This window comes from Actinacidiphila sp. bgisy167, assembly GCF_057707665.1.
This window is the reverse complement of the sequence record NZ_JBYIQP010000029.1, coordinates 48,752-68,721: the sequence shown is the minus strand read 5'-3', so window position 1 is coordinate 68,721 and position 19,970 is coordinate 48,752. Positions and strand designations below refer to the sequence as shown.

The following is a 19,970-nucleotide window of genomic DNA, read 5'->3' as shown; positions in this document are numbered from 1 at the left end:
TCGCGGTGTCTCGTGACGCGCGGTGAGAGGGCCGTGGCCGGGCGGGGGGAACCCCGTACCCGCCAGTCGTCCTGAGTGACACGGCCGCCCCCGACCTCCGGCCTCCGCCGGGGACGGAACCGGGCGCAGAGCGCGGAGATCAGGCGCGGTAGCGGAGCGGGTGGTCCGCGGGTACCTCCACGATGACGATCCGGTGTCCGTCGGGATCCTCGATCCACATCTCGATCAGCCCCCAGGGCTCGCGCACGGGCTCCCGCACGACGGGGACCCCGCGCCCCGCGAACCGCCGGTGGCACTCCGCCACGTCCTCGACCTGAAGCCACAGCTGGAGCCGCCCCGGGGCGGGCGGGCCGTCGGCGTGCCCCGAGACCTCCAGGAAGCCCCCGCCCAGGAAGAACACGGTGCCGCGCTCCTCCCACGGCCCGAACTCGCGGTAGACCGCCAGCCCCAGGTCGTCGCGGTAGAAGGCGCGGGACCGCTCGAGATCCGTCGGCCGTAGCAGGATCCGGCTGCTCAGTACGTTCGTCACGGGCCCGAAGCTACCCACGCGCCGCCGGGAAAACCGGCTGACACGAGGACCCCGGCTGCGCGAGGCTGCCCGACATGGACCACGGCCCCGGCGCGATCGCCCCGCTGTTCACGACCTGCACGCGCTGCGGCGCCGAGGCCGGCTACCACGCCGGTGTGCGCGTCATCGACGGCGTCCTGCACTGGAGCGTGGAGAGCGGCTGCGAAGTATGCGGAGCCGGCGAGGTGGGGTGCGGACGCGGCGAGGTCCCCGGTCACGTCAGCGCCGCCCTGATCGCCGCCCACGGCGAGGTGGTGCTGCGCGCCGAGCCGCTGCCCGGCAGCGCGGCCGCGCGTGCCTTCAAGACGGTGCGCGAGGTGTTCGGTGTGCCGCTCGCCGAGGTCCGCGGACGGCTGCGGGCGCTCGCCGCGGAGGGCGAGCGGGGGACGGAACCCGAGACGGCGCTGCTGGCCGCCCGCCTGCGGGTCGGCGGGTTCGCCGTCACGCTGGAGGCCGGAAAGCCGCCCTCGGGCGAGAAGCGCTTCGCCACCTCCCCAGGCCGCAGCTGACCCGCCAACCCGGCCGCCCACGGCCGACCGGTCCTCGCCGCCGCTCCCGCCCGTGTCGGCCGCGGCAGGGGCCGCGAGGTGCCCCTTGTCCCGGGCAGCCTGCCCGAGGAGTCGCGCGAACCGCTCGCCGACTGCCTTGCGGCAGGCCGGGTACTCGTCGCCGCCGCCGGCCCCGCCCCGGATCCGCTGGCCGAGGGACCTTACGCGTATGTCCGCCCCGGGCGGGCCACCGACGGCTTCTGGACGTGGGACCTGGCCTGGGAGCGGTGGGTGCGCCGGCGGGGGTGCGCGCCGCCCGAGGAGTTCGTGCGGCACGTGGAGGCCAGGCGCTTTGTGCCGCCTCCCGGCACGAACGGCTAACCTCGGGACGAACCACCGCCGAAGAGAGGACGCCCCCGCCATGGAGACCGCACAGCCCGTCGCCCGCCCCGTCTTCCGTACCGCCACCCGCGAGGACGTTCCCGCGCTCGTCGCGCTGATCGAGTCGGCGTACCGCGGCGAGTCGAGCCGCACCGGGTGGACGACGGAGGCGGACCTGCTCGAAGGCCAGCGCACCGATCCCGAGGGCGTGGCGGCCGTCATCGAGGGCGAGCGGAGCCTGATCCTCGCGGTCGAGTCGGACGGCGCCGTCGTGGCCTGCTGCCAGCTGGAGAACCGCGACGGGCACGCCTACTTCGGGATGTTCGCCGTGCGTCCGGCCCTCCAGGGCGGCGGCATGGGCAAGCTGGTGCTCGCCGAGGCGGAGCGGCTGGCCCGCGAGGAGTGGGTGGCGGACGAGATGCACATGATGGTGATCACCCAGCGCGCGGACCTGATCGCCTGGTACGTGCGCCGCGGCTACGTGCGGACCGGCCGCACCAGCCCGTTCCCCTACGGCGACGCGCGGTTCGGGCTGCCCACCCGCGACGACCTCGCCTTCGAGCTGCTGGTCAAGAAGCTCGGCTGACCCGGCCCGCGGCGGCCCGCCCGCCCGGGCAGGGTCACCAGTCGACGAGGCCGCTCTCGACCGCGCGCTTGACCGCCGGCAGGTCGGTGACGGCGCCGTCCAGCCCGAGGGCCCGGGCCAGCGCCAGATCGGCCGGGGAGTTCACCGTCCAGGCGATCACCGAGATGCCCGCGCGGTGGCACTCCTGCACCAGCGCCAGGCTGATCCGCCGCAGGCTGAGGCTTACCAGCCCCGCCCCGACCGCCTGGGCCCGGGTGACGATCTCCGAGCCCATCGGGCCCTGGGCGACCAGCACCGTGCGGGCGTCGGGCAGCAGTTCGCGGATCTCGGCCAGGGCCTCGTCGTGGAAGGACAGCACGTCGACGCGCTCGACCAGGTCGCGCTCGCGCATCAGCCCGGCCAGGACGCGGGCCGCCGCGACGTCCTTGATCTCGGCCTGGATCGGCTTCGTGACCGCGTCCAGCACCTCCTCGAACACCGGGATGCGCTCGCCGTGGCCCGCGTCCAGCCCGCGCAGCTCGTCCAGGGTGAGGTCGCCGACCCGTCCGGAGCCGTCCGTGGTGCGGTCGACCTCCTCGTCGTGCATGACGATCAAAGCGCCGTCCTTGCTGAGGTGCAGGTCGAGCTCGATCTGGTCCATGTCCTCGCGCTCGGCGCGCACGAAGGAGCGGAGGGTGTTCTCGGGCTCGACGCCCATGACACCGCGATGGCCGACAGTGAGAAAGCTCAAGGCAGAACGCTTCCGTGCTGGTGCTGCGGGTGGTCGACGGACACCGCGCAGCCTAGCGGCCCCTTGCGGCGCACGGCGGAACGCGCGATGAACGGCGCGGCCCTCCGCAGGAGGATTCCCGGCCGCGGGGCCCGTTCGCGGAAGATTCTCCTCCGCTCCCACTTGAACGAGAGAAGCTGGCGTATATACGGTGGGCCGACAAAAGGTTCTTCAGCGAAGGAGGGGTCATGGCGGAAATTCTGTCGCCGGTAGCGGCCTCGGTGGACACGGCGGTCGGCAGCGCGACCGGCGGATCCCGCGGCGGCATCGTCCAGGACCCGGCGTGGGCGGTCCTCAAGCAGGCGGTGGAGGAGATCCGCCCCTGGCAGAGCAAGGACGGCTCGATCGACTTCTCCGCCCAGGGCGCCCCCGAGCGCGCCGCCGTCGAGAGCGCCCTGGACCGGGTGGTCCGCGCCGTCGAGGACCTCTCCCCGCTCGTCCCGCACGACAAGGCCTACCACGAGGCCTTGGTCGCGGATCTGCGCCGCTGGGCCGAGGGCGGCTTCGCGGTGCCCGACTTCCTCGACTCGCTGCTGGCCTTCCACCCGGCGGCCGACCGCCAGGACGGCCTGGAGCACCTCGTGGTGTTCCCGATGTACACGCAGAACGGCAACCCGGACCGCAATCTGGAGGCCGTCGCGCTGCGTGTCGTCTGGCCGGAGTGGCTGGCCGAGCTCGAGCGCACCCGCTACGACAACCCCCTCTTCGTGCCGATCACCTTCGAGGACTTCACCCCCGGGTACGACACGAACTCGGCGGTGCTCTTCCCCGAGACCGTCGCCGTCCGCGAGGCGCCGGAACGCTTCACCTGGGGAGGCATCTTCTGCGACCGCGAGGCCGCCCGCTTCCGCGCGGTGAGCCGCGCCGCCGTGGACACCCTGGGCGTGGAGCTCCCCGAGGACGCCAGCGAGCTCCTCGGCGACCAGGACCTCAGCCAGCAGACCTTCGTGCTGTGGGACATGATCCACGACCGCACGCACAGTCACGGCGACCTGCCCTTCGACCCGTTCATGATCAAGCAGCGGCAGCCGTTCTGGATGTACGGCCTGGAGGAGCTGCGCTGCGACCTCACAAGCTTCAAGGAGGCCGTGCAACTGGAGGCCGAGGGCCACGGCATGGGCCGCTACGTCCAGTACGCGATCCTCTTCGACCGCCTCTTCCGCTTCCCGGTCACCGGCGACCGCGTCCGCAACTACGACGGACTCGGCGGCCAGCTGCTCTTCGCCTACCTGCACAAGCACGACGCCGTACGCTGGACGGACAACAAGCTCCACATCGACTGGCAGCGCGCCCCGCGGGTGACCAACCAGCTCTGCGCCGAGATCGAGAAGCTGTACCGGGACGGCATCGATCGCCCCAAGCTCGTGCACTGGTTCGCGGCCTACGGTCTCGTCGCGGAGTACCTCTCGCCGCACCCCGGTTCCGTCTGGGCCAAGGGACCGCAGGCCCTCGACCTCGACCTGCCGCCGCGGAAGCTCGTGGACGAGGTGCTGCCGGACGAGTTCCCGCTCAGCATGTTCTACGAGGCGCTGGCCAAGAAGCTCCGTGGTGTGATCGCCTCGACCAAGGGCATCACGGCCCACGGCACCGACCAGGTGGCCGCGTGACCGATCCAGGCGAGGAGGCGGCGGCAATGACGGAAGCCAACGAGGCGGCCAGGGGACCCCTGGCCGGAGCGGTGATCGCGGTGGCGGGGGCCGGCGGCCCGGCGGGGCGCGCGACGCTGCAGCGGCTCGCCCGTGCCGGCGCCTGGGTCATCGCCGCGGACGCCAATCCGGAGCGGCTCGCCGAGGCCGTGGACCTGGCCCGCTTCGATTCCGGCGGCGCCCGGATCACAGGCGACATCGTCGACCTGCTCGACCTGGACGCCACCCGCGAGTGGGCCGGCCGCATCGAGAAGGAGCACGGGCGGATCGACGGCATGGTCCACCTGGTCGGCGGCTGGCGCGGTTCGGCCTCCTTCCCGGAGACGGACCTCGCGGACTGGGACTTCCTGGAGAAGCTGCTGATCCGCACCGTCCAGCACACGTCGCTGGCCTTCCACGACGGCCTGCTCGCCAGCCCCGTCGGGCGCTTTGTGCTGATCAGCGCCGCCGGGGCCACCCAGCCCACCGCGGGCAACGCGGCGTACGCCGCGGCCAAGGCCGCCGCGGAGGCGTGGACGCTGGCGATGGGCGACTCCTTCCGCAAGCTCGCGGGAGAGCAGGGCCCGACCGCCGCGGCCACCGTCCTGGTGATCAAGGCACTGGTGCACGAGCAGATGCGCGAGGAGCGCCCGAACGCCAAGTTCGCGGGCTTCACCGATGTGACCGATCTGGCCGACGCCATCGCCGATGTGTGGAGCCGGCCCGCCGAGGAAGTGAACGGAACCCGCCAGTGGCTGACACCCCGTCCGTGACCGCACACCCGACCGACGCGGTCCGGCGCCACGACCCCCGGGTCCGGGGCTTCGCCAGCGACAACTACGCGGGCGTCCACCCCGAGGTGCTGGCGGCGATCGCCCTTGCCAACGGCGGCCACCAGGTCGCCTACGGCGAGGACGAGTACACCGACCACCTGCAGGAGGTCTTCCGCGGCCACTTCGGCCCGCGGGCCGAGGCCTTCCCGGTCTTCAACGGCACCGGCGCCAACGTCGTGGCCCTGCAGGCGCTGACCGAGCGCTGGGGCGCGGTCGTCTGCGCCGCCTCCGCCCACATCAACGTGGACGAAGGCGGCGCCCCGGAGAGGGTGGGCGGCCTGAAGCTGCTCAGTGTGCCCACCCCCGACGGCAAGCTCACCCCGGAGCTGATCGACCGGGAGGCCTGGGGCTTCGACGACGAGCACCGCGCGCAGCCGCAGGTCGTCTCGATCACGCAGTCCACCGAACTGGGCACCTGCTACACGCCCGAGGAGATCCGCGCGATCTGCGACCACGCCCACGAGCGGGGCCTGGCCGTCCACCTCGACGGCTCGCGGATCGCGAACGCCGCGGCCACCCTCGGGGTGCCGATGCGCGCCTTCACCACCGACGCGGGCGTGGACGTCCTGTCCTTCGGCGGCACCAAGAACGGGCTGCTGCTGGGCGAGTGCGTCGTGGTGCTGAACCCGCAGCGGGTGCGGGCGATGAAGCACATCCGGAAGCTGTCCATGCAGCTCGCCTCCAAAATGCGCTTCGTCTCGGTGCAGTTCGAGGCGCTGCTCGCCGGCGACCTGTGGCTGCGCAGCGCCGCCCACGCCAATGCGATGGCCAGGCGAATGGAGTCGGCCGTCCGCGACGTCGAGGGCGTCACCGTCGTCCGTCCCGTCCAGGCCAACGCGGTTTTCGCGCGACTGCCGCGGGAGGTCGGCGAACGGCTGCAGAAGCGGTACCGCTTCTACTTCTGGGACGAGTCGACCGGCGAGGTCCGCTGGATGTGCTCGTTCGACACGACCGAGGAGGACGTGGACTCCTTCGCGGCCGCGCTGGCCGAGGAGATGGCCGCCCACTCCGCCTGAGCCGGCGGCCGGCGCCGGTGAGGCGACCGCGTGCGGCTGCGCGGCGCACTCGGCCCGAGGGGCGTACGGGAGGTCTCCCGTACGCCCCTCGGCATGTCGGCCTGCGCCCTCATGAGGGCGCGGATCACGCGTTGACGCAGACGTTGCCGATCGCGGGGTTGAGCAGCCCGGGGATGTTGACGGTGTTGCCGCACAGGTTGATCGGCACGCTGACCGGGATCTGGATGACGTTGCCGCTGGCGACACCGGGCGAGCCGACGGCGGCGGCCTGCGCCGAGGCACCGCCGTGGTCGTAGCCGCGACCGTGGTCCGTGGCGCCGGCGGCACCGGCGGCACCCAGTACGGTGGCGCCGGCGACGGCGGTCAGGGCCGCGGCCTTCGCGATGCGCATCATTCGTTCTCCTTTTGGAAGATTGCTCTGTGGACCCTGCTCAACGAAGCGTGGTGCCCCCGGTTGTGGGGAGCCACCCGTTCGGCCCTTGTGTCAACCGCGTGAACACCACCGACTCGTACGGGGAGACGCGTCCGGTCTCGTAGAGCAGCCCGAGCGTGCCGTCGGCGAGTTCGACGAGGTCGGAGTAGGCCGCGGGAAGGTCGCTGACGGGTGGTCCAGGCGTCCATGACGCGCCCTGGTCGTCACTGACCCGCAGGGTCATCAGGCGGCGCCGCGCGGGGTCGGCCGGGCCCGAGTACACCAGGGCCCCGGTGCGGGTGCGCAGGACACTGCCCTGCACCTCGGGGCCCTTCAGGGCGCCCTGCGGCCGGAAGACGCCGTCGATGCTCAGCCCGCCGTCCAGGCTGTAGGCGTCGGCGCGGGTGGGGGCGGAAAGTCCGCGGTCGTCGCGGCTGTTGATGTAGACCCGGCCGTCCGGGAGCTCGGCCATGGTGCTCTCGTTGAGGTTGAGCCAGTCGCCGCGCGGCGTCTGGACGAAGCCGATGTGCCAGTTCCGGCCGCCGTCGTCGCTGTACAGGGCGTGGGCGCCGTGCTCGGTGCCGCCGGCCAGGACGGACGTGTGGTTGGCGGGCACCAGCAGCCGTCCGGCGTGCGGGCCGCCGCTCAGGGCGATGGCATGCCCCGGACCGGTCGCGTACCAGCGCCAACCGGCCGGTTTGACGGTGGAGGTGATGTCGCGGGGCGGGGACCAGGACCGGCCGTCCGATTCGCTGTGCAGTTCGTGGACGAGCCGTTCCTGGCCGGTGTCGCGGCAGATCAGCAGCACGACGCGCCCCGTGCGGGGATCCACCACCGGGGCGGGGTTGCCGAAGGTCTCGGTGCCGGCGTCGGCGATCACCTGGAGGGGTTCCCAGGTGCAGCCGCCGTCGGGGGACCGCCGGAGCACGACGTCGATGTCGCCGTCGTCCGCCGCCGAGTCGCGGCGCCCCTCGGCGAAGGCCAGGAGCGTCGCCTCGCCGACGCGCACGACCGCCGGGATGCGGAAGGTGTGGTAGCCCTCCGTCCCGGACCGGAACGGCACTGACGTCGAGCACGCAGGCGGGGGCGGTGTGACCGCCTCGCCCGCGGACGCCTGCCAGCCGGCGGCACCGGTGACGAGGAGAGCGAGGCCGGCCAGCGTGCGTCCGCCCCTGGCGGCGGCAGGTGCCATCGTGCGATTCCTTCCCGGCTGCGTGGGGTCGTCGGCCGGCCGCGCCAGAGTCCCATTCGCCCGGGGGAGTTCCCGGGTGACACACCGTTCGCCGCGCTTTCGGTAGGTCAATATGAGGAATCGGGTGAAAACGGCGGCGATGTGCTTGACGGTCCGTCGGGTCCGGCCTTTCCCTGTGTCAGAGGTTTCGACTCGTGGACGTGCCCGGAAGTCCTCGGCGGCGCTGGACGAACCACGCGCGTGGACCGACCGTTGTGCGGTGCCGCACCGCTCGTCCACACCCAGGACAGGGGGACAACCGCCATGATCCGACCGACCCCGCGTCGTACGGTGCTGGCCGCGGCCGTCGCGGCAGCCGCGGCGACGACGGCCCCGCGGGCTCTCGCCGCGTCCGGCCCCGGGGGGCGCGACCTGGCGGGTCCCGTGACGGGCGGGCCGGGCGCCCGCTCCGGCGACACGGCCGCCGTGAACTACCGCGCCTGGACCCGGTCGGCCGACTGGCACCAGGGGTGGGACTCCGGCACGGGGGTCGTGCCCGGACCGCGGCCCGGCGTGGTGATCCTGCGCCCCACGGCCCGGGTGGAGTACGCCGATCCGCACACCCGCACCACCGCGGTGTGGGAGACCGCCACCTGGACCTCCCCCGAGCACACCCCGCGGCGCCCGGCGACCGAGATCGTCCCCTCGTGGAACGCCCGCACACCTCCCGGCACCTGGATCCAGGTCGAGTTGCGCGCCGGCTACACCGACGGCAGCCGCTCCCCGTGGTACGCGATGGGCCGCTGGGCCTCGGGCGACGGCGACATCATGCGCACCTCCGTCGACGGCCAGGGGGACGGCAGGAGCAGCGTCCGGACCGACACGCTCGCCGTCGACGACCCCCTCTCGGGCCTGCGGCTCGCCTCGTACCGGCTGCGGCTCACCCTGCTGCGGATCCCCGGCTCGCGGGTCACACCCACCGTCTGGCGGCTCGGCGCCATGGCCTCCGACATCCCCGACCGGTTCATCGTGCCGACGTCAGAACCGGGCGTGGCGCGGGGGATCGAGCTGCCCGTGCCGCGCTACTCGCAGGAGATCCACAAGGGCCAGTACCCGCAGTACGACAACGGCGGCGAGGCCTGGTGCAGCCCGGCGGGCTCCCAGATGGCCATCGAGTACTGGGGCCGCGGTCCGTCCGCCGCCGACCTGGCCTGGGTGGACCCCTCGTACGCCGACCCCCAGGTCGACCACGCCGCCCGTCACACCTACGACAGCCAGTACGAGGGCTGCGGCAACTGGCCGTTCAACGCGGCCTACGCCGCCACTTACCGCGACATGGTCGGCGTCGTCACGCGGCTGCGCGGACTCGACGACGTCGAAGGGCTGATCAGGGCGGGCATCCCGGTGATGACCTCCCAGTCCTTCCTCGCCTCCGAACTGGACGGCGCCGGTTACAGCACCTCCGGGCATCTGATGTGCGTCGTCGGCTTCACCGCCGACGGCGACGTCATCGCCAACGACCCCGCGGGCCGCGACAACTCCGCGGTGCGCCGCGTCTACCGGCGGTCGCAGTTCGAGACCACCTGGCTCAGGACGAAGCGCTACTCCGCCGACGGGCAGCCGCTCAGCGGACCGGGCGGCGTCTGCTACCTGTACTGGCCGCTGCGGGCCTCCGGCCGCCAGGCCCGCGCCCTTCAGCGGATCGGGGTGCTGTAGGCAGGTCGCCGCCGGCGCGTGCGGCGGTCCTGAGGGGCCCGCTCACCGAGGCGGCCGTCCGGATCCCGCCGACAGGTCTCGAGGAAGGCCGGGTCGAGGAACTCGTCGAGCCGGGCGATCGCGACCCCGAGCGGCAGCACCTGCCCGGCTTGTCGACCGTGGACGAGGAGGGGCTGGAACCATCTGCCGGAGCCGCAGGCACGCGTCGTGGGCGGCGCCCGGACGGCCCGAACTCGGCCCCTCGCTCCTCGGCCCGCACGCCGTCGCCGTCGCAGGCGCCCGCCGGCTCGCGGCCGTGGGGTCCGGTTCGGGCCTCGCTGCCCTGCGTATCAGCGCTCACCCGATGTGGCTGACAGCCGCCCGGCGCGGCCGCGTCGATCCCTCCGGCGCCGCCGTTCCGGACGTCGCCGCAGCCGCCGCGGGGCTGGACCGCCGGCCGCACGGCGTGCGCGCGAAGCCCCGCAGCGGCCTGACCAACCCCTCCGCGCCGCCCGCGCCCGGTCCGAGGCCACCGACCCGGCGGGCCGCCCCTGGGCGGGCCGTGCCCCCCGCCCAGGGGCGGCTCCTCCGTCACGGAGGCCTTACGCCCTGCTTACGGCGCCGTCCCGGCCCGCCGCGAACGCTGTGCGGGGGATTACCGTGAAACGCATGAACGACAAGGGCACGCCGGTCGGCCGGCGCATGGTGCTCGGGATACTCGGGCTGGGCGCCCTCGGGGTGGCGCTGGGCAGCCGCGCCCAGGACGGCCTGGACTCGGCGCTCTCGCAGGTGGCGGGGAAGGACCCGACAGGGCTGAGCGGACTGCTCCCCGGGGGCGGCGGCTTCCGCATCTACAACGTGGCGGACTCCGTCCCCCACCGGGACGCGGCGGACTACCGCCTCAGCGTCTCCGGCCTCGTCGACCGGAAGGCCACGCACACCCTCGACGACCTCCGGGCGATGCCGCAGACCCGGCTGGTGCGCGACGTGCAGTGCGTGACCGGGTGGCGCGTGCCCGGCACGCCCTTCGAGGGAGTGCGGCTGTCCCACCTCCTCGATCTCGCGGGTGTGCAGGACGGCGCCGGGGCCGTTCGCTTCACGTGCTTCGACGGCGTCTACAGCGAGAGCCTCACACTGGACCAGGCCCGCCGCGACGATGTGCTGGTCGCCCTGAAGATGCAGGACAAGCCCGTCACCACCGCCCACGGCGGCCCTGTGCGCCTCTATGTGGCGCCGATGTACTTCTACAAGTCCGCCAAGTGGCTCTCGGGCATCGAGGTCACCCGGGACGTGCGACCGGGCTACTGGGAGCACTATGGCTACGACGTCGACGCCTGGGTCGGCCGTTCGAACGGACGCCACGATGACCCCACGTCCTGAGACCGTGCGCCGGTTCACCCGCGCCGAGCGCTGGGTGCACCGCACGACGGCGGCCCTGATGCTCGTCTGCCTCGGCACGGCGGCGGCCCTCTACCTGCCGCCGCTCGCGGAACTCGTGGGCCGCAGGCGACTGGTCGTCACCGTCCACGAGTGGTCCGGCATCGTCCTGCCGCTGCCTCTCCTGCTGGGCCTCGCCTCCCGTGCCCTGCGGAGCGACCTGCGGTTGCTCAACCGGTTCGCCCCGTACGACCAAAGCTGGCTGCGCGACGCCTTGCGCCGCGTGCCCCACGGCCGGCGCACGGCGGGCAAGTTCAACGCGGGTCAGAAGCTGTACGCGTCCTTCGCCGCGGGCGCGGTGCTTGTCATGCTCGGCACGGGGCTGCTGATGATGTTCCCGCATCTGAGCGGTGACGTGTGGCGTACCGGCGCGACCTTCGTCCACGACTGGCTGGCCCTGGCGGTGGCGGCCGTGGTGGCGGGCCACCTGTGGATGGCCGCCAAGGACCCCGAGGCGCGACTGGGGATGCGTACGGGGTTCGTCACACCGCAGTGGGCACGCCGCCACCACCCGCGGTGGGACCACGACCACTCCCACCCGGCCGAACGGGCCGAACAGGCCGAGCCGGGGCCGTCTGACGCCCCGTAGGCCGTACGCGCCGACCACGGGGGCGGCGGGGCGCTGAAGCAGACACGCATGACAGCCTCTTGACGTGCCGTCGACGATCCATGTCAGCGGCACGTCGGCATGTTCATGTAATTTTTGCCGTCCGGCATCTACTCGCATAGACGCTCGCGGCCCCATCCTGGCTTCGTTCAACGGCACCACCCGTTCGGTTCCGCATCCGGTTGCACTTTCCTGCCCGCGCGTCCCGACGCGCCCGTCAGTGACTGGAGAACCCATGCGCCGCATCACGACCGGCTTCGCCGCCACCGCCGCCGCCGCCGTCGCCACCGTCGTGTTCACCGTCCCCGCCCAAGCCGCTCCCGCCGACAAGGCCCAGGTACTCTCCAGCTGGACCCAGACCAGCGCCTCCAGCTACAACGCCTGGTCGTCCGCCCGCGCCAACCAGGGCGCCTGGGCTGCCTACGGCTTCGACTGGTCCACCGACTACTGCAGCAGCTCCCCGGACAACCCCTTCGGCTTCCCGTTCCAGAACTCCTGTGCCCGCCATGACTTCGGCTACCGCAACTACAAGGCGATGGGTGCCTTCTCGGCCAACAAGAGCCGGCTCGACAGCGCCTTCTACGAGGACCTGAAGCGTGTGTGCGCCAATTACAGCGGCGCCACCAACACCGCCTGCAACAGCACCGCCTGGACGTACTACCAGGCGGTCAAAGCCTTCGGCTGATCTCTGGAACACGGCGGCCCGGCACCGGGAGCTCCGGTGCCGGGCCGCTTCCGCGGTGCCGGGTCAGCCGACCGTGCCGGACTTGGCGATCTCGACGCGGGCGCTGGTGGCGCCGGTGCGCGAGCCGAGCGACTCGATCTTCTTGACGACGTCCATGCCCTCGACGACCTCGCCGAAGACCACGTGCTTGCCGTCGAGCCAGTCGGTGACGATCGTGGTGATGAAGAACTGCGAGCCGTTGGTGTTCGGGCCCGCGTTGGCCATGGAGAGCTGGCCAGGCTTGGTGTGCTTGAGCTGGAAGTTCTCGTCGGCGAACTTCTCGCCGTAGATGCTCTTGCCACCGGTGCCGTTGCCGGCGGTGAAGTCGCCTCCCTGGAGCATGAAGTCGGGGATCACGCGGTGGAAGTGCGAGCCCTCGTAACCGAAGCCGTGCTCGCCGGTGGCGAGCTCACGGAAGTTCCGCGCGGTCTTGGGGACCACGTCGTCAAACAGGGTGAACACGATCCGCCCGGCGGGTTCGCCGTCGATCGTGATGTCGAAGAACACGTCGTTGCTGTTCATGCCCCCATTTTCGCATCCGGCGCCCCGGAGTCCCGACGCGGCCCGCGGAAACGGGTTTGACCGGGGCCCGGACGGCACAGCAGCATCCGGTGCATGCCCGAACCCGTGATCCTGGACGGCAGGCACGTCCGCCTGGAGCCGCTGCGCGCCTCCCATACGGACGGCCTGCTGCGCGCCGCCACCGAGTCCCGCGACACCTACGCCTACACCCAGGTGCCGGACGATCACGAGGCGATGGCGCGCTATGTGGAGCAGGCTCTCCAGGAGCAGGCGTCCGGAACCGCGCTTCCCTTCGCCGTGCGGGATGTACGGCGCGACATGCTGGTCGGCTCCACCCGCTTCCTCGACCTCGGCTACTGGACGTCCGACTCCGCCTCCGCGGGCCGCTCCGCGCCCTGCGGCGGCGCGGCGCCGACCGTCGCCGAGATCGGCAGCACGTGGCTCGCCGCCTCCGTCCAGCGCACCCCCTGCAACACCGAGGCGAAGCTGCTGCTCTCCCACGCCTTCGACGTCTGGGGTGTGCTCCGCGTCACCTTGAAGACCGACGCGCGCAACACGCGCTCCCGCACCGCGATCGAGCGGATCGGCGCCCGCTTCGAGGGAATCCGCCGCGCCCATACCCGCGCAGTCGACGGGACCGTCCGCGACAGCGCGTACTACTCGGTCCTCGCCGAGGAGTGGCCCGGCGTCCGCGCCGCGCTCAAGGCCCGCCTTCGCTGAACACGCACCGACGCGTACGGGCCGGCCCCAGCGGGGACCGGCCCGTGCTCGCGGAGAGGCCGACTACGGGATGCGCACACCGGCCTCCGCCGAGAGGCGGTCGACCTCGGCCAGCTCGTCCGCGGTGAGCGGGCCCGCTTCGAGGGCGGCGAGGTTCTGGTCGAGCTGGGTGACGCTGCTCGCGCCGATGAGCACGGAGACGACCCGGGGGTCGCGCAGCACCCAGGTCAGGGCCATCTGCGCCAGGGTCTGGCCGCGCTCCCCGGCGAGCTTGTTGAGCGCGTGCAGGAAGGCGAGCTTGCGTTCGGTCAGGGTGTCGCGCTTGAGGAAGTGTCCGAGCGCCATCCGGGAGTCGGCGGGGACGCCGTCGAGGTAGCGGTCGGTGAGCTGGCCCTGGGCGAGCGGCGAGTAGGCGATGAGGGCGGTGCCGGTGTCGCCGACGGCGTCCAGGACGCCGTCCTCCGGGTCGCGCTGGAGGATGCTGTAGGCGGCCTGGTGGATCAGCAGCGGTGTGCCCAGCTCGCGCAGGATCTCCGTCGCGCGGCGGTGTGCCTCGGCCGGGTAGTTGGAGATGCCGGCGTAGAGGGCCTTGCCCTGCCGTACCGCGGAGTCCAGGGCGCCCATGGTCTCCTCCAGGGGCGTGTCCGGGTCGAAGCGGTGCGAGTAGAAGACGTCCACGTAGTCCAGACCCATGCGGCCCAGGGACTGGTCGAGCGACGACAGAAGGTACTTGCGGCTGCCCCATTCGCCGTACGGACCGGGCCACATGTCGTAACCCGCCTTGGTGGCGATGAAGAGCTCGTCGCGGTACGGGCGGAAGTCCTGGGCGAAGAGCGTGCCGAAGTTCGCCTCGGCCGAGCCGGCGGGCGGGCCGTAGTTGTTGGCCAGGTCGATGTGGACGACCCCGCGGTCGATGGCGCGGCGCAGCACGGCGCGCTGGTTCTCCAGCGGAGACGTGTCGCCGAAGTTGTGCCACAGACCCAGGGACACGACGGGCAGCAGGACCCCGCTGCGCCCGGTCCTGCGGTATTCCATCGAGGCGTAGCGGTCGTCAGCGGCGAGGTAGGGCACGCGAGGGCTCCCAGGCGATGTGAGAAATTGTGCGGGATTGGGAGGCTACGCCGCTCAATCGGTGCTGTCACGTCCGGTTTCGGGGCTTCGAGCGCTGCCGGCCCGCCCTTCTCGCCTCCCTGCGGGGGTGGTTGTGGCGCAGGCCACATCGTGCACCGTTCCGGCGGCGAGCGCGGCGGGAATCGCCGGGCGTCCTCGACGGTTGGCCCCCGAGGGGCGTTGCTCCGGGCGAGCCCTCAGGCGCGGGCGCTCGGGGGCGGGTTGGGCCGCGACGCATCCTCCTTATCGGGCATTGATGCCCTTAATTGGACATATGCGCCTACGGGGCGCCCGGGGAGTGCCGCGGCGTGATGGGTGTCACGCGCCGGACACGCTGCGCAGGCGGCAGGCGACGGGCCGTCCCGGGTGGTCGATCGTTTTCACCCCGCGATATCAGCCGATTACTGTGGGCCAGTCCGTCACCTACGGAGAGCGGACGCTTATCACGTAACGTCACAGAAGCAATTGATCGACTTGCGGTGTGCCGTGAGGCGTGATTCAGCTCCTTGCTCCGGAACTATTCCGTCGTTTAGCTTCCAGACCTCGCAGGACAAATGCCTGCGAGATTCTTCCGGGTGGAACGCCTAGTCCTGCCGCTGCCCGGACGCCGGATGACAAGACCGCACGGCAGGAGCGGGGGACCCAGGTAGTTGCCGTTCCCGTTGGTCTCGGGACGGCTAGGGGTGAAGTCGCAGCGACATGCCTTTATTTGGCGTGCCCATATGCGGCCGGGCATCTCCAGTCCGAACCCGACAGCTTACCTCGCAGGCGTCGGAGAGGAATTCGGCATGCCCGGTAAGGGAAAGCACCGTCGCCCGCGGAACACCCGCATCACCCGAATCAGCGCACTGGCCGGCACCACCGGAGCGGCCGTGGCGCTCCCCATCGTCGGGGCCACCGGCGCCCACGCCGCTCCTGTCGGCGTCTGGGACAAGGTCGCGGCCTGCGAGAGCACCAACAACTGGTCCATCAACACCGGCAACGGCTTCTACGGCGGCCTGCAGTTCACCCAGAGCACCTGGGCCGGCTTCGGCGGCACGAAGTACGCCCCGCGCGCCGACCTCGCGACCAAGGCGCAGCAGATCGCCGTCGCCGAGAAGGTTCTCGCGACCCAGGGCCCGCAGGCCTGGCCCGTGTGCGGCCCCAAGGCCGGTCTGACCAAGGCGATGGCCAACCCGTCGGCCACCCCGCAGAGCGTCGCGGGAGCCGCCGCCAAGCCGGTCGTCAAGGCCGTCAAGTCCGCCCCCGCGAAGAGGGCCGAGGCGCCCAAGAGCGCCGGCGGCTCCTACCGCGTCGTCGGCGGTGACACCCTCTCCAAGATCGCGAAGTCCCAGTCGGTCGAGGGCGGCTGGCAGGAGCTGTACGCGGACAACAAGCCGGTCATCGGCGGCAACCCGAACCTGATCTACCCGGGCCAGGTCCTGTCCCTGGGGGAGAAGGCCACCGCCAAGACCGCGGCGGCGACCGCCAAGGCCGCGAAGGCCGCCCCGGCCGCGGCCCCTGCCGCCAGCGCCTCCGGCTACACCGCCCCCCTCGACCGTGTCACCCTGGGCACCCCTTACCACCGGGCCGGCGCCATGTGGTCCAAGGGCTACCACACCGGCGTCGACTTCATCGCCTCGACCGGCACCAAGGTGAAGTCGATCGCCGCCGGCACCGTGGTCTCCGCGGGCTGGGGCGGTTCGTACGGCAACCAGGTCGTCGTCAGGCACGCCGACGGCCGGTACTCGCAGTACGCCCACCTGTCCGCGCTGTCGGTCTCGGCCGGCCAGCGGGTCTACGCCGGTCAGCAGCTGGGCCTGTCGGGCGCCACCGGCAACGTGACCGGTCCGCACCTGCACTTCGAGATCCGCACCACGCCCGACTTCGGCTCCGACATCGACCCGGTGGCGTACCTGCGCGCCCACGGCGTCACGATCTGACCGGTCCACCGACCGAAACGGTCGACTGACCGGTCGTCATCCGGCGGTATCCGTGCCCTGTTCCCCGTCTCCTGGGGAGCAGGGCACATGCCTTTGGTCTGTGACCGAAAATGGACCGAATATTTTCACCTCTTGTTTCCTCTTGAACGGCTGATCAGTAGCCTCTGTCGCACCTGGCCGTGGATACGGCCGGGCTCCCCGAGTCGCCGAGGAGCTGGAACAGTGATGGAGCGTCCCGCCTGGGCCCCCCAGGGCATCGATCTTTCCGTGCCCAGCGTGTCCCGCATCTACGACTACTATCTGGGCGGCTCCCACAACTTCGAGGTCGACCGGGAGGCCGGGCGGCGAGCCATCGCGGCCTTCCCGGGGCTGCCGAAGATCATGCAGGCCAACCGGGCGTTCATGCGCAGGGCCGTGCGCTTCGCCGTCGACGAGGGCATCACCCAGTTCCTCGACATCGGCTCCGGCATCCCCACCTTCGGCAACGTCCACGAGGTCGCCCAGGCCGCGAGTCCCGGCGCTCATGTCGTCTACGTCGACCACGACCCGGTCGCCGTCGCCCACAGCCGCGCCGTGCTGGAGCGCAGCGAGAACACCGCCGTCGTCGCCGCCGACCTGCGCTCCCCTCACGACATCCTGGACAGCGCGGAAGTGCGCGGGCTCATCGACCTCGACCGGCCGGTCGCCCTGCTGCTCGTCGCGGTCCTGCACTTCCTCGAGGACGCCGACGAACCGGCCAAGGCCGTGGCCGGACTCCGCGACGCCCTCGCCCCCGGCAGCCTGCTGGTCGTCAGCCACGCCTCGGTCGAGGGCGGTCCGCGCAGACCGGAGGAGGGGGAGCAGGTCGAGGACGTCTACCGCAGCGCGAGCTCGCCGCTGATCATGCGGTCGGGGGCCGAGGTCGAGCGCTTCTTCGACGGCTTCGGCCTCGTCGAGCCAGGCCTCGTCTCGCCGCCGCTGTGGCGCCCCGACGGAACGGACGACGACGAGCCCGATCCGGTCGTCTTCAGCGGGTACGCGGGCGTCGGCCGCAAGGCGTGACCACGTGGCCCTCACCGTGACCGGAGAACCCGGCCCGGAGCCGCAGCCCGCGGACAGCCTGCGGCGCTTCGCGATCATCTGGAGCCGGGCGATCTACCCGGTCACCACCACCTCCATGACGCGTGGCGAGTTCGCGGAGTATCTGATGCCGCTCGCCGCCCGTCTCAACACCACGCTGCGCGCGCAGCCCTTCGACCCGCGCCCCGCCGCGGAGGTCGGTGCCGCGCTCGTGGCCGCGCACTGCACCGATCCCGAGGCGCTGCCCCGCATCCTCGATGTCGTCGACGCCTATCTGCTGCTGTACTGCCCGCCCGGCCCCGCCCTCGCCCCCGAGGAGAGCCGCACACGCTGCAACCGCCTGCTGCACTGGGTGGCCGCCGGCTACGCCCGCGCCCTGCAGGAACGCACACGGACCGAGCAGGAGGCGCTGTCCCGGGCGGCGCTCGCCGCCCGGAGCGCCGTCGAACAGGCGCTGCACGAGAGCGAGGTGCGCTTCCGCGCGGTCTTCCAGGGCGCCTCCATAGGCATCGGCATCGCCGACATGGACGGCCGCGTCCTGGACGTCAACGACGCCCTCACCACCATGTTCGGCGGGCTGGAACGGCACATCCGCACCAAGAACATCTACGACTGGGTGCATCCGGACGACGCCCCCGAGTTCTGGGAGCTGCAGCGCCAGCTCAACCGGGGCGAGCGTGACCACTACCGGATCGAGAAGGCCTACTACCTGCCCGACGGCAGCCCGCTGTGGACCAACCTGACGGTCTCCCTGCTGCGCGACGCCGACGGCACCCCGCAGTACATGCTCGCCCTGATGGAGGACATCACCGAGGAGCGTCTGCTCAGCGAGCGGCTGCGCTACGAGGCCACCCACGACGCGCTCACCGGACTGGCCAACCGCAACCTCTTCTTCGAGCGCCTGGAGCAGACGCTGGGTGGTCCCGACGGCGTCGGCGTCGGCGTCTGCTACCTCGACCTCGACGGCTTCAAGGACGTCAACGACAGCCTCGGCCACGCGGTCGGCGACCGGCTCCTGGTCGCCGTCGCCGAACGCCTCCAGGCCTGTGTCACCTCGCCCGACCAGCTCGTGGCCCGCATCGGGGGCGACGAGTTCGCCGCCCTGGTGGTCAACCCCGCGAGCCGCGCGGACATCACCGGCTTCGCCGACCTGATCCTGACGGCACTCGCCGACCCGATCCGGGTGGACGGCCGCGACCTGTCCGTACGGTGCAGCATCGGCATCGTCGAGGGCAAGGCCGGCTCCCTGGGCCCCGCCGAGGTGCTGCGCAGCGCCGACATCACCATGTACCGGGCCAAGGCCGCGGGCGGCAACCGCTTCGAACTGGCCGACCCCGACTCCGACGCGCGCGCCATCACCCGGCACGGGCTGACCAACCGGCTGCCCACGGCGCTGGAGCGCGGCGAGTTCTTCATCGAGTACCAGCCGCTGGTACGGCTCGGCGACGGCAGCGTCCGCGGCGCCGAGGCGCTGGTGCGCTGGTGCCACCCCGTACACGGCGTGCTCGGGCCCGACCAGTTCATCCCGCTGGCCGAGAGCACCGGGCTGATCGTGCCGCTCGGGCACTGGGTGCTGCAGCAGGCCGCCTGGCAGGCCCGGGACTGGCAGTTCCCGCGCAGCGACGGCCATCCGCTGCGGATCAACGTCAACCTCTCCCCGGCCCAGCTCGGCCACCCCGGCCTGGTGCCGGAGACCCTCGCGGTGATCAGGGAGGCCGGGCTGGAGCCGACGGCGCTGTGCCTGGAGGTCACCGAGAGCGCTTTCATCGGCGCCGACGAGGCGTTGATGCGCCCGCTGCGGGAGTTCGCCGACCTCGGCATGGCCATCGCCCTGGACGACTTCGGCACCGGCTACTCCAACCTGGCCTCGCTGCGCCGGCTGCCCATCACCACGCTCAAGCTCGACCGCTCCTTCACCCGCGGCATGCAGCAGCGGCCGGCCGACCCGGTGGACGTGAAGATCGTCGAGATCGTCGTCGACCTGGCGCACACCCTGGGGCTGTCGGTGACGGTGGAGGGCGTGGAGACCGGCGCCCAGGCCGAGCACCTGCGGGCGCTGGGCTGCGACACCGCGCAGGGCTGGTACTACGCGCGGCCCGGCCCGCCCGAGCGCCTGCACTCGCTCTCGCTGGTCGACGCCACGGTGTAGCACGCATCACGGTGTGGGCGAGCGGCTGTTCGGGGTGAGCCGGGTTGGCCCCGCGGCTCGCACGGTGGGCCTGGTGACCGCTCGGGCGCCGTCGGCGCCGGTGATCCTGAGCCAGGTCAGCCGACGGAGGTGGAGGACGGCCGCGCGGGTGGCCGGAGACCGCCCGCGCCGCTGCC

20 protein-coding genes and 1 riboswitch are annotated in these 19,970 nt (G+C 72.0%); of the genes, 14 read left to right on the top strand and 6 right to left on the bottom strand.

What is annotated here, in order from left to right; all coding sequences use genetic code 11:
* Positions 1–139: 139 nt before the first annotated feature.
* The gene (locus AC3ET4_RS14380) at positions 140–529 is read right to left on the bottom strand and encodes a VOC family protein (protein WP_431949135.1); all 390 of its coding nucleotides are present in this window, start codon (positions 527–529) and stop codon (positions 140–142) included.
* A 74-nt stretch (positions 530–603) separates the two neighbouring features.
* On the opposite strand from AC3ET4_RS14380, the gene AC3ET4_RS14375 reads away from it, so the two are divergent.
* The 3 genes from AC3ET4_RS14375 (at position 604) to AC3ET4_RS14365 (ending at position 2,023) form a co-directional block, all read left to right on the top strand.
* Entirely contained in the window at positions 604–1,077 is a 474-nt protein-coding gene (locus AC3ET4_RS14375; protein ID WP_431949134.1) for a hypothetical protein, read from the top strand.
* A 78-nt stretch (positions 1,078–1,155) separates the two neighbouring features.
* Positions 1,156–1,437 carry a hypothetical protein gene (locus tag AC3ET4_RS14370; RefSeq protein ID WP_431949133.1) on the top strand — a complete coding sequence of 94 codons (282 nt, stop codon included), beginning with the start codon at positions 1,156–1,158 and terminating at the stop codon, positions 1,435–1,437.
* 40 nt (positions 1,438–1,477) lie between these two features.
* Positions 1,478–2,023, top strand: coding sequence for a GNAT family N-acetyltransferase (locus AC3ET4_RS14365; RefSeq protein ID WP_431949132.1), 546 nt, complete (start codon positions 1,478–1,480; stop codon positions 2,021–2,023).
* A 34-nt stretch (positions 2,024–2,057) separates the two neighbouring features.
* On the opposite strand, the gene AC3ET4_RS14360 is transcribed toward AC3ET4_RS14365, so the two are convergent.
* A complete protein-coding gene (locus tag AC3ET4_RS14360; RefSeq protein ID WP_431949131.1) occupies positions 2,058–2,753 on the bottom strand; it encodes a glycerophosphodiester phosphodiesterase in 696 nt (231 codons plus the stop codon).
* A 227-nt stretch (positions 2,754–2,980) separates the two neighbouring features.
* On the opposite strand from AC3ET4_RS14360, the gene AC3ET4_RS14355 reads away from it, so the two are divergent.
* The 3 genes from AC3ET4_RS14355 to AC3ET4_RS14345 are packed head-to-tail and all read left to right on the top strand — an operon-like array spanning position 2,981 to position 6,266.
* A complete protein-coding gene (locus AC3ET4_RS14355; RefSeq protein WP_431949130.1) occupies positions 2,981–4,399 on the top strand; it encodes a DUF6421 family protein in 1,419 nt (472 codons plus the stop codon).
* 26 nt (positions 4,400–4,425) lie between these two features.
* Positions 4,426–5,190 carry an SDR family oxidoreductase gene (locus tag AC3ET4_RS14350; RefSeq protein ID WP_431949129.1) on the top strand — a complete coding sequence of 255 codons (765 nt, stop codon included), beginning with the start codon at positions 4,426–4,428 and terminating at the stop codon, positions 5,188–5,190.
* Positions 5,169–6,266, top strand: a complete 1,098-nt coding sequence (locus AC3ET4_RS14345) for a threonine aldolase family protein (RefSeq protein ID WP_488175939.1) — start codon at positions 5,169–5,171, stop codon at positions 6,264–6,266. The genes AC3ET4_RS14350 and AC3ET4_RS14345 overlap by 22 nt, the downstream gene beginning before the upstream one ends.
* A 124-nt stretch (positions 6,267–6,390) precedes the next feature.
* On the opposite strand, the gene AC3ET4_RS14340 is transcribed toward AC3ET4_RS14345, so the two are convergent.
* A complete protein-coding gene (locus AC3ET4_RS14340) occupies positions 6,391–6,660 on the bottom strand; it encodes a chaplin (RefSeq protein WP_431949127.1) in 270 nt (89 codons plus the stop codon).
* A 37-nt stretch (positions 6,661–6,697) separates the two neighbouring features.
* Complete coding sequence (locus AC3ET4_RS14335) at positions 6,698–7,870, bottom strand: sialidase family protein (protein WP_431949126.1); 1,173 nt, start codon at positions 7,868–7,870, stop codon at positions 6,698–6,700.
* A gap of 303 nt (positions 7,871–8,173) precedes the next feature.
* Here AC3ET4_RS14335 and AC3ET4_RS14330 point away from each other — a divergent pair, with 303 nt between their 5' ends.
* The 4 genes from AC3ET4_RS14330 to AC3ET4_RS14315 all read left to right on the top strand — a co-directional run bounded on the left by AC3ET4_RS14330 (position 8,174) and on the right by AC3ET4_RS14315 (position 12,273).
* Positions 8,174–9,565: a C39 family peptidase gene (locus tag AC3ET4_RS14330; RefSeq protein ID WP_431949125.1), complete on the top strand. Its 1,392-nt coding sequence runs from the start codon at positions 8,174–8,176 to the stop codon at positions 9,563–9,565.
* 648 nt (positions 9,566–10,213) lie between these two features.
* A complete protein-coding gene (locus AC3ET4_RS14325) occupies positions 10,214–10,924 on the top strand; it encodes a molybdopterin-dependent oxidoreductase (RefSeq protein ID WP_431949124.1) in 711 nt (236 codons plus the stop codon).
* Complete coding sequence (locus AC3ET4_RS14320) at positions 10,908–11,570, top strand: cytochrome b/b6 domain-containing protein (protein WP_431949123.1); 663 nt, start codon at positions 10,908–10,910, stop codon at positions 11,568–11,570. The genes AC3ET4_RS14325 and AC3ET4_RS14320 overlap by 17 nt, the downstream gene beginning before the upstream one ends.
* A 253-nt stretch (positions 11,571–11,823) precedes the next feature.
* Positions 11,824–12,273: a phospholipase gene (locus AC3ET4_RS14315; protein ID WP_431949122.1), complete on the top strand. Its 450-nt coding sequence runs from the start codon at positions 11,824–11,826 to the stop codon at positions 12,271–12,273.
* Between the two features lie 63 nt (positions 12,274–12,336).
* Here AC3ET4_RS14315 and AC3ET4_RS14310 read toward each other — a convergent pair whose 3' ends face one another.
* Positions 12,337–12,834, bottom strand: a complete 498-nt coding sequence (locus tag AC3ET4_RS14310; RefSeq protein ID WP_431949121.1) for a peptidylprolyl isomerase — start codon at positions 12,832–12,834, stop codon at positions 12,337–12,339.
* A gap of 93 nt (positions 12,835–12,927) precedes the next feature.
* Between AC3ET4_RS14310 and AC3ET4_RS14305 the strand changes: the two genes are divergently transcribed.
* Entirely contained in the window at positions 12,928–13,554 is a 627-nt protein-coding gene (locus AC3ET4_RS14305; protein WP_431949120.1) for a GNAT family N-acetyltransferase, read from the top strand.
* Positions 13,555–13,617: 63 nt separating this feature from the next.
* Here AC3ET4_RS14305 and AC3ET4_RS14300 read toward each other — a convergent pair whose 3' ends face one another.
* On the bottom strand, positions 13,618–14,625 hold the full coding sequence (locus AC3ET4_RS14300; protein ID WP_431949119.1) for an aldo/keto reductase: 1,008 nt from the start codon (positions 14,623–14,625) through the stop codon (positions 13,618–13,620).
* 634 nt (positions 14,626–15,259) lie between these two features.
* A riboswitch (cyclic di-AMP (ydaO/yuaA leader) is annotated at positions 15,260–15,450 on the top strand.
* 2 nt (positions 15,451–15,452) lie between these two features.
* Between AC3ET4_RS14300 and AC3ET4_RS14295 the strand changes: the two genes are divergently transcribed.
* The 3 genes from AC3ET4_RS14295 to AC3ET4_RS14285 all read left to right on the top strand — a co-directional run bounded on the left by AC3ET4_RS14295 (position 15,453) and on the right by AC3ET4_RS14285 (position 19,794).
* Entirely contained in the window at positions 15,453–16,586 is a 1,134-nt protein-coding gene (locus AC3ET4_RS14295; RefSeq protein ID WP_431949118.1) for a transglycosylase family protein, read from the top strand.
* A gap of 225 nt (positions 16,587–16,811) precedes the next feature.
* A complete protein-coding gene (locus AC3ET4_RS14290) occupies positions 16,812–17,627 on the top strand; it encodes an SAM-dependent methyltransferase (RefSeq protein ID WP_431949117.1) in 816 nt (271 codons plus the stop codon).
* A gap of 4 nt (positions 17,628–17,631) precedes the next feature.
* Positions 17,632–19,794: a putative bifunctional diguanylate cyclase/phosphodiesterase gene (locus AC3ET4_RS14285; protein ID WP_431949116.1), complete on the top strand. Its 2,163-nt coding sequence runs from the start codon at positions 17,632–17,634 to the stop codon at positions 19,792–19,794.
* Positions 19,795–19,970 lie beyond the last annotated feature (176 nt).

Bases quoted from the DNA above. Each gene is read 5' to 3' on its own strand.
- AC3ET4_RS14335 (WP_431949126.1), bottom strand. From the start codon at position 7,870: ATGGCACCTGCCGCCGCCAGGGGCGGACGCACGCTGGCCGGCCTCGCT.
- AC3ET4_RS14375 (WP_431949134.1), top strand. From the start codon at position 604: ATGGACCACGGCCCCGGCGCGATCGCCCCGCTGTTCACGACCTGCACG.
- AC3ET4_RS14355 (WP_431949130.1), top strand. From the start codon at position 2,981: ATGGCGGAAATTCTGTCGCCGGTAGCGGCCTCGGTGGACACGGCGGTC.
- AC3ET4_RS14305 (WP_431949120.1), top strand. From the start codon at position 12,928: ATGCCCGAACCCGTGATCCTGGACGGCAGGCACGTCCGCCTGGAGCCG.
- AC3ET4_RS14320 (WP_431949123.1), top strand. From the start codon at position 10,908: ATGACCCCACGTCCTGAGACCGTGCGCCGGTTCACCCGCGCCGAGCGC.
- AC3ET4_RS14310 (WP_431949121.1), bottom strand. From the start codon at position 12,834: ATGAACAGCAACGACGTGTTCTTCGACATCACGATCGACGGCGAACCC.
- AC3ET4_RS14325 (WP_431949124.1), top strand. From the start codon at position 10,214: ATGAACGACAAGGGCACGCCGGTCGGCCGGCGCATGGTGCTCGGGATA.
- AC3ET4_RS14350 (WP_431949129.1), top strand. From the start codon at position 4,426: ATGACGGAAGCCAACGAGGCGGCCAGGGGACCCCTGGCCGGAGCGGTG.
- AC3ET4_RS14290 (WP_431949117.1), top strand. From the start codon at position 16,812: ATGGAGCGTCCCGCCTGGGCCCCCCAGGGCATCGATCTTTCCGTGCCC.
- AC3ET4_RS14340 (WP_431949127.1), bottom strand. From the start codon at position 6,660: ATGATGCGCATCGCGAAGGCCGCGGCCCTGACCGCCGTCGCCGGCGCC.
- AC3ET4_RS14315 (WP_431949122.1), top strand. From the start codon at position 11,824: ATGCGCCGCATCACGACCGGCTTCGCCGCCACCGCCGCCGCCGCCGTC.
- AC3ET4_RS14330 (WP_431949125.1), top strand. From the start codon at position 8,174: ATGATCCGACCGACCCCGCGTCGTACGGTGCTGGCCGCGGCCGTCGCG.
- AC3ET4_RS14295 (WP_431949118.1), top strand. From the start codon at position 15,453: ATGCCCGGTAAGGGAAAGCACCGTCGCCCGCGGAACACCCGCATCACC.
- AC3ET4_RS14365 (WP_431949132.1), top strand. From the start codon at position 1,478: ATGGAGACCGCACAGCCCGTCGCCCGCCCCGTCTTCCGTACCGCCACC.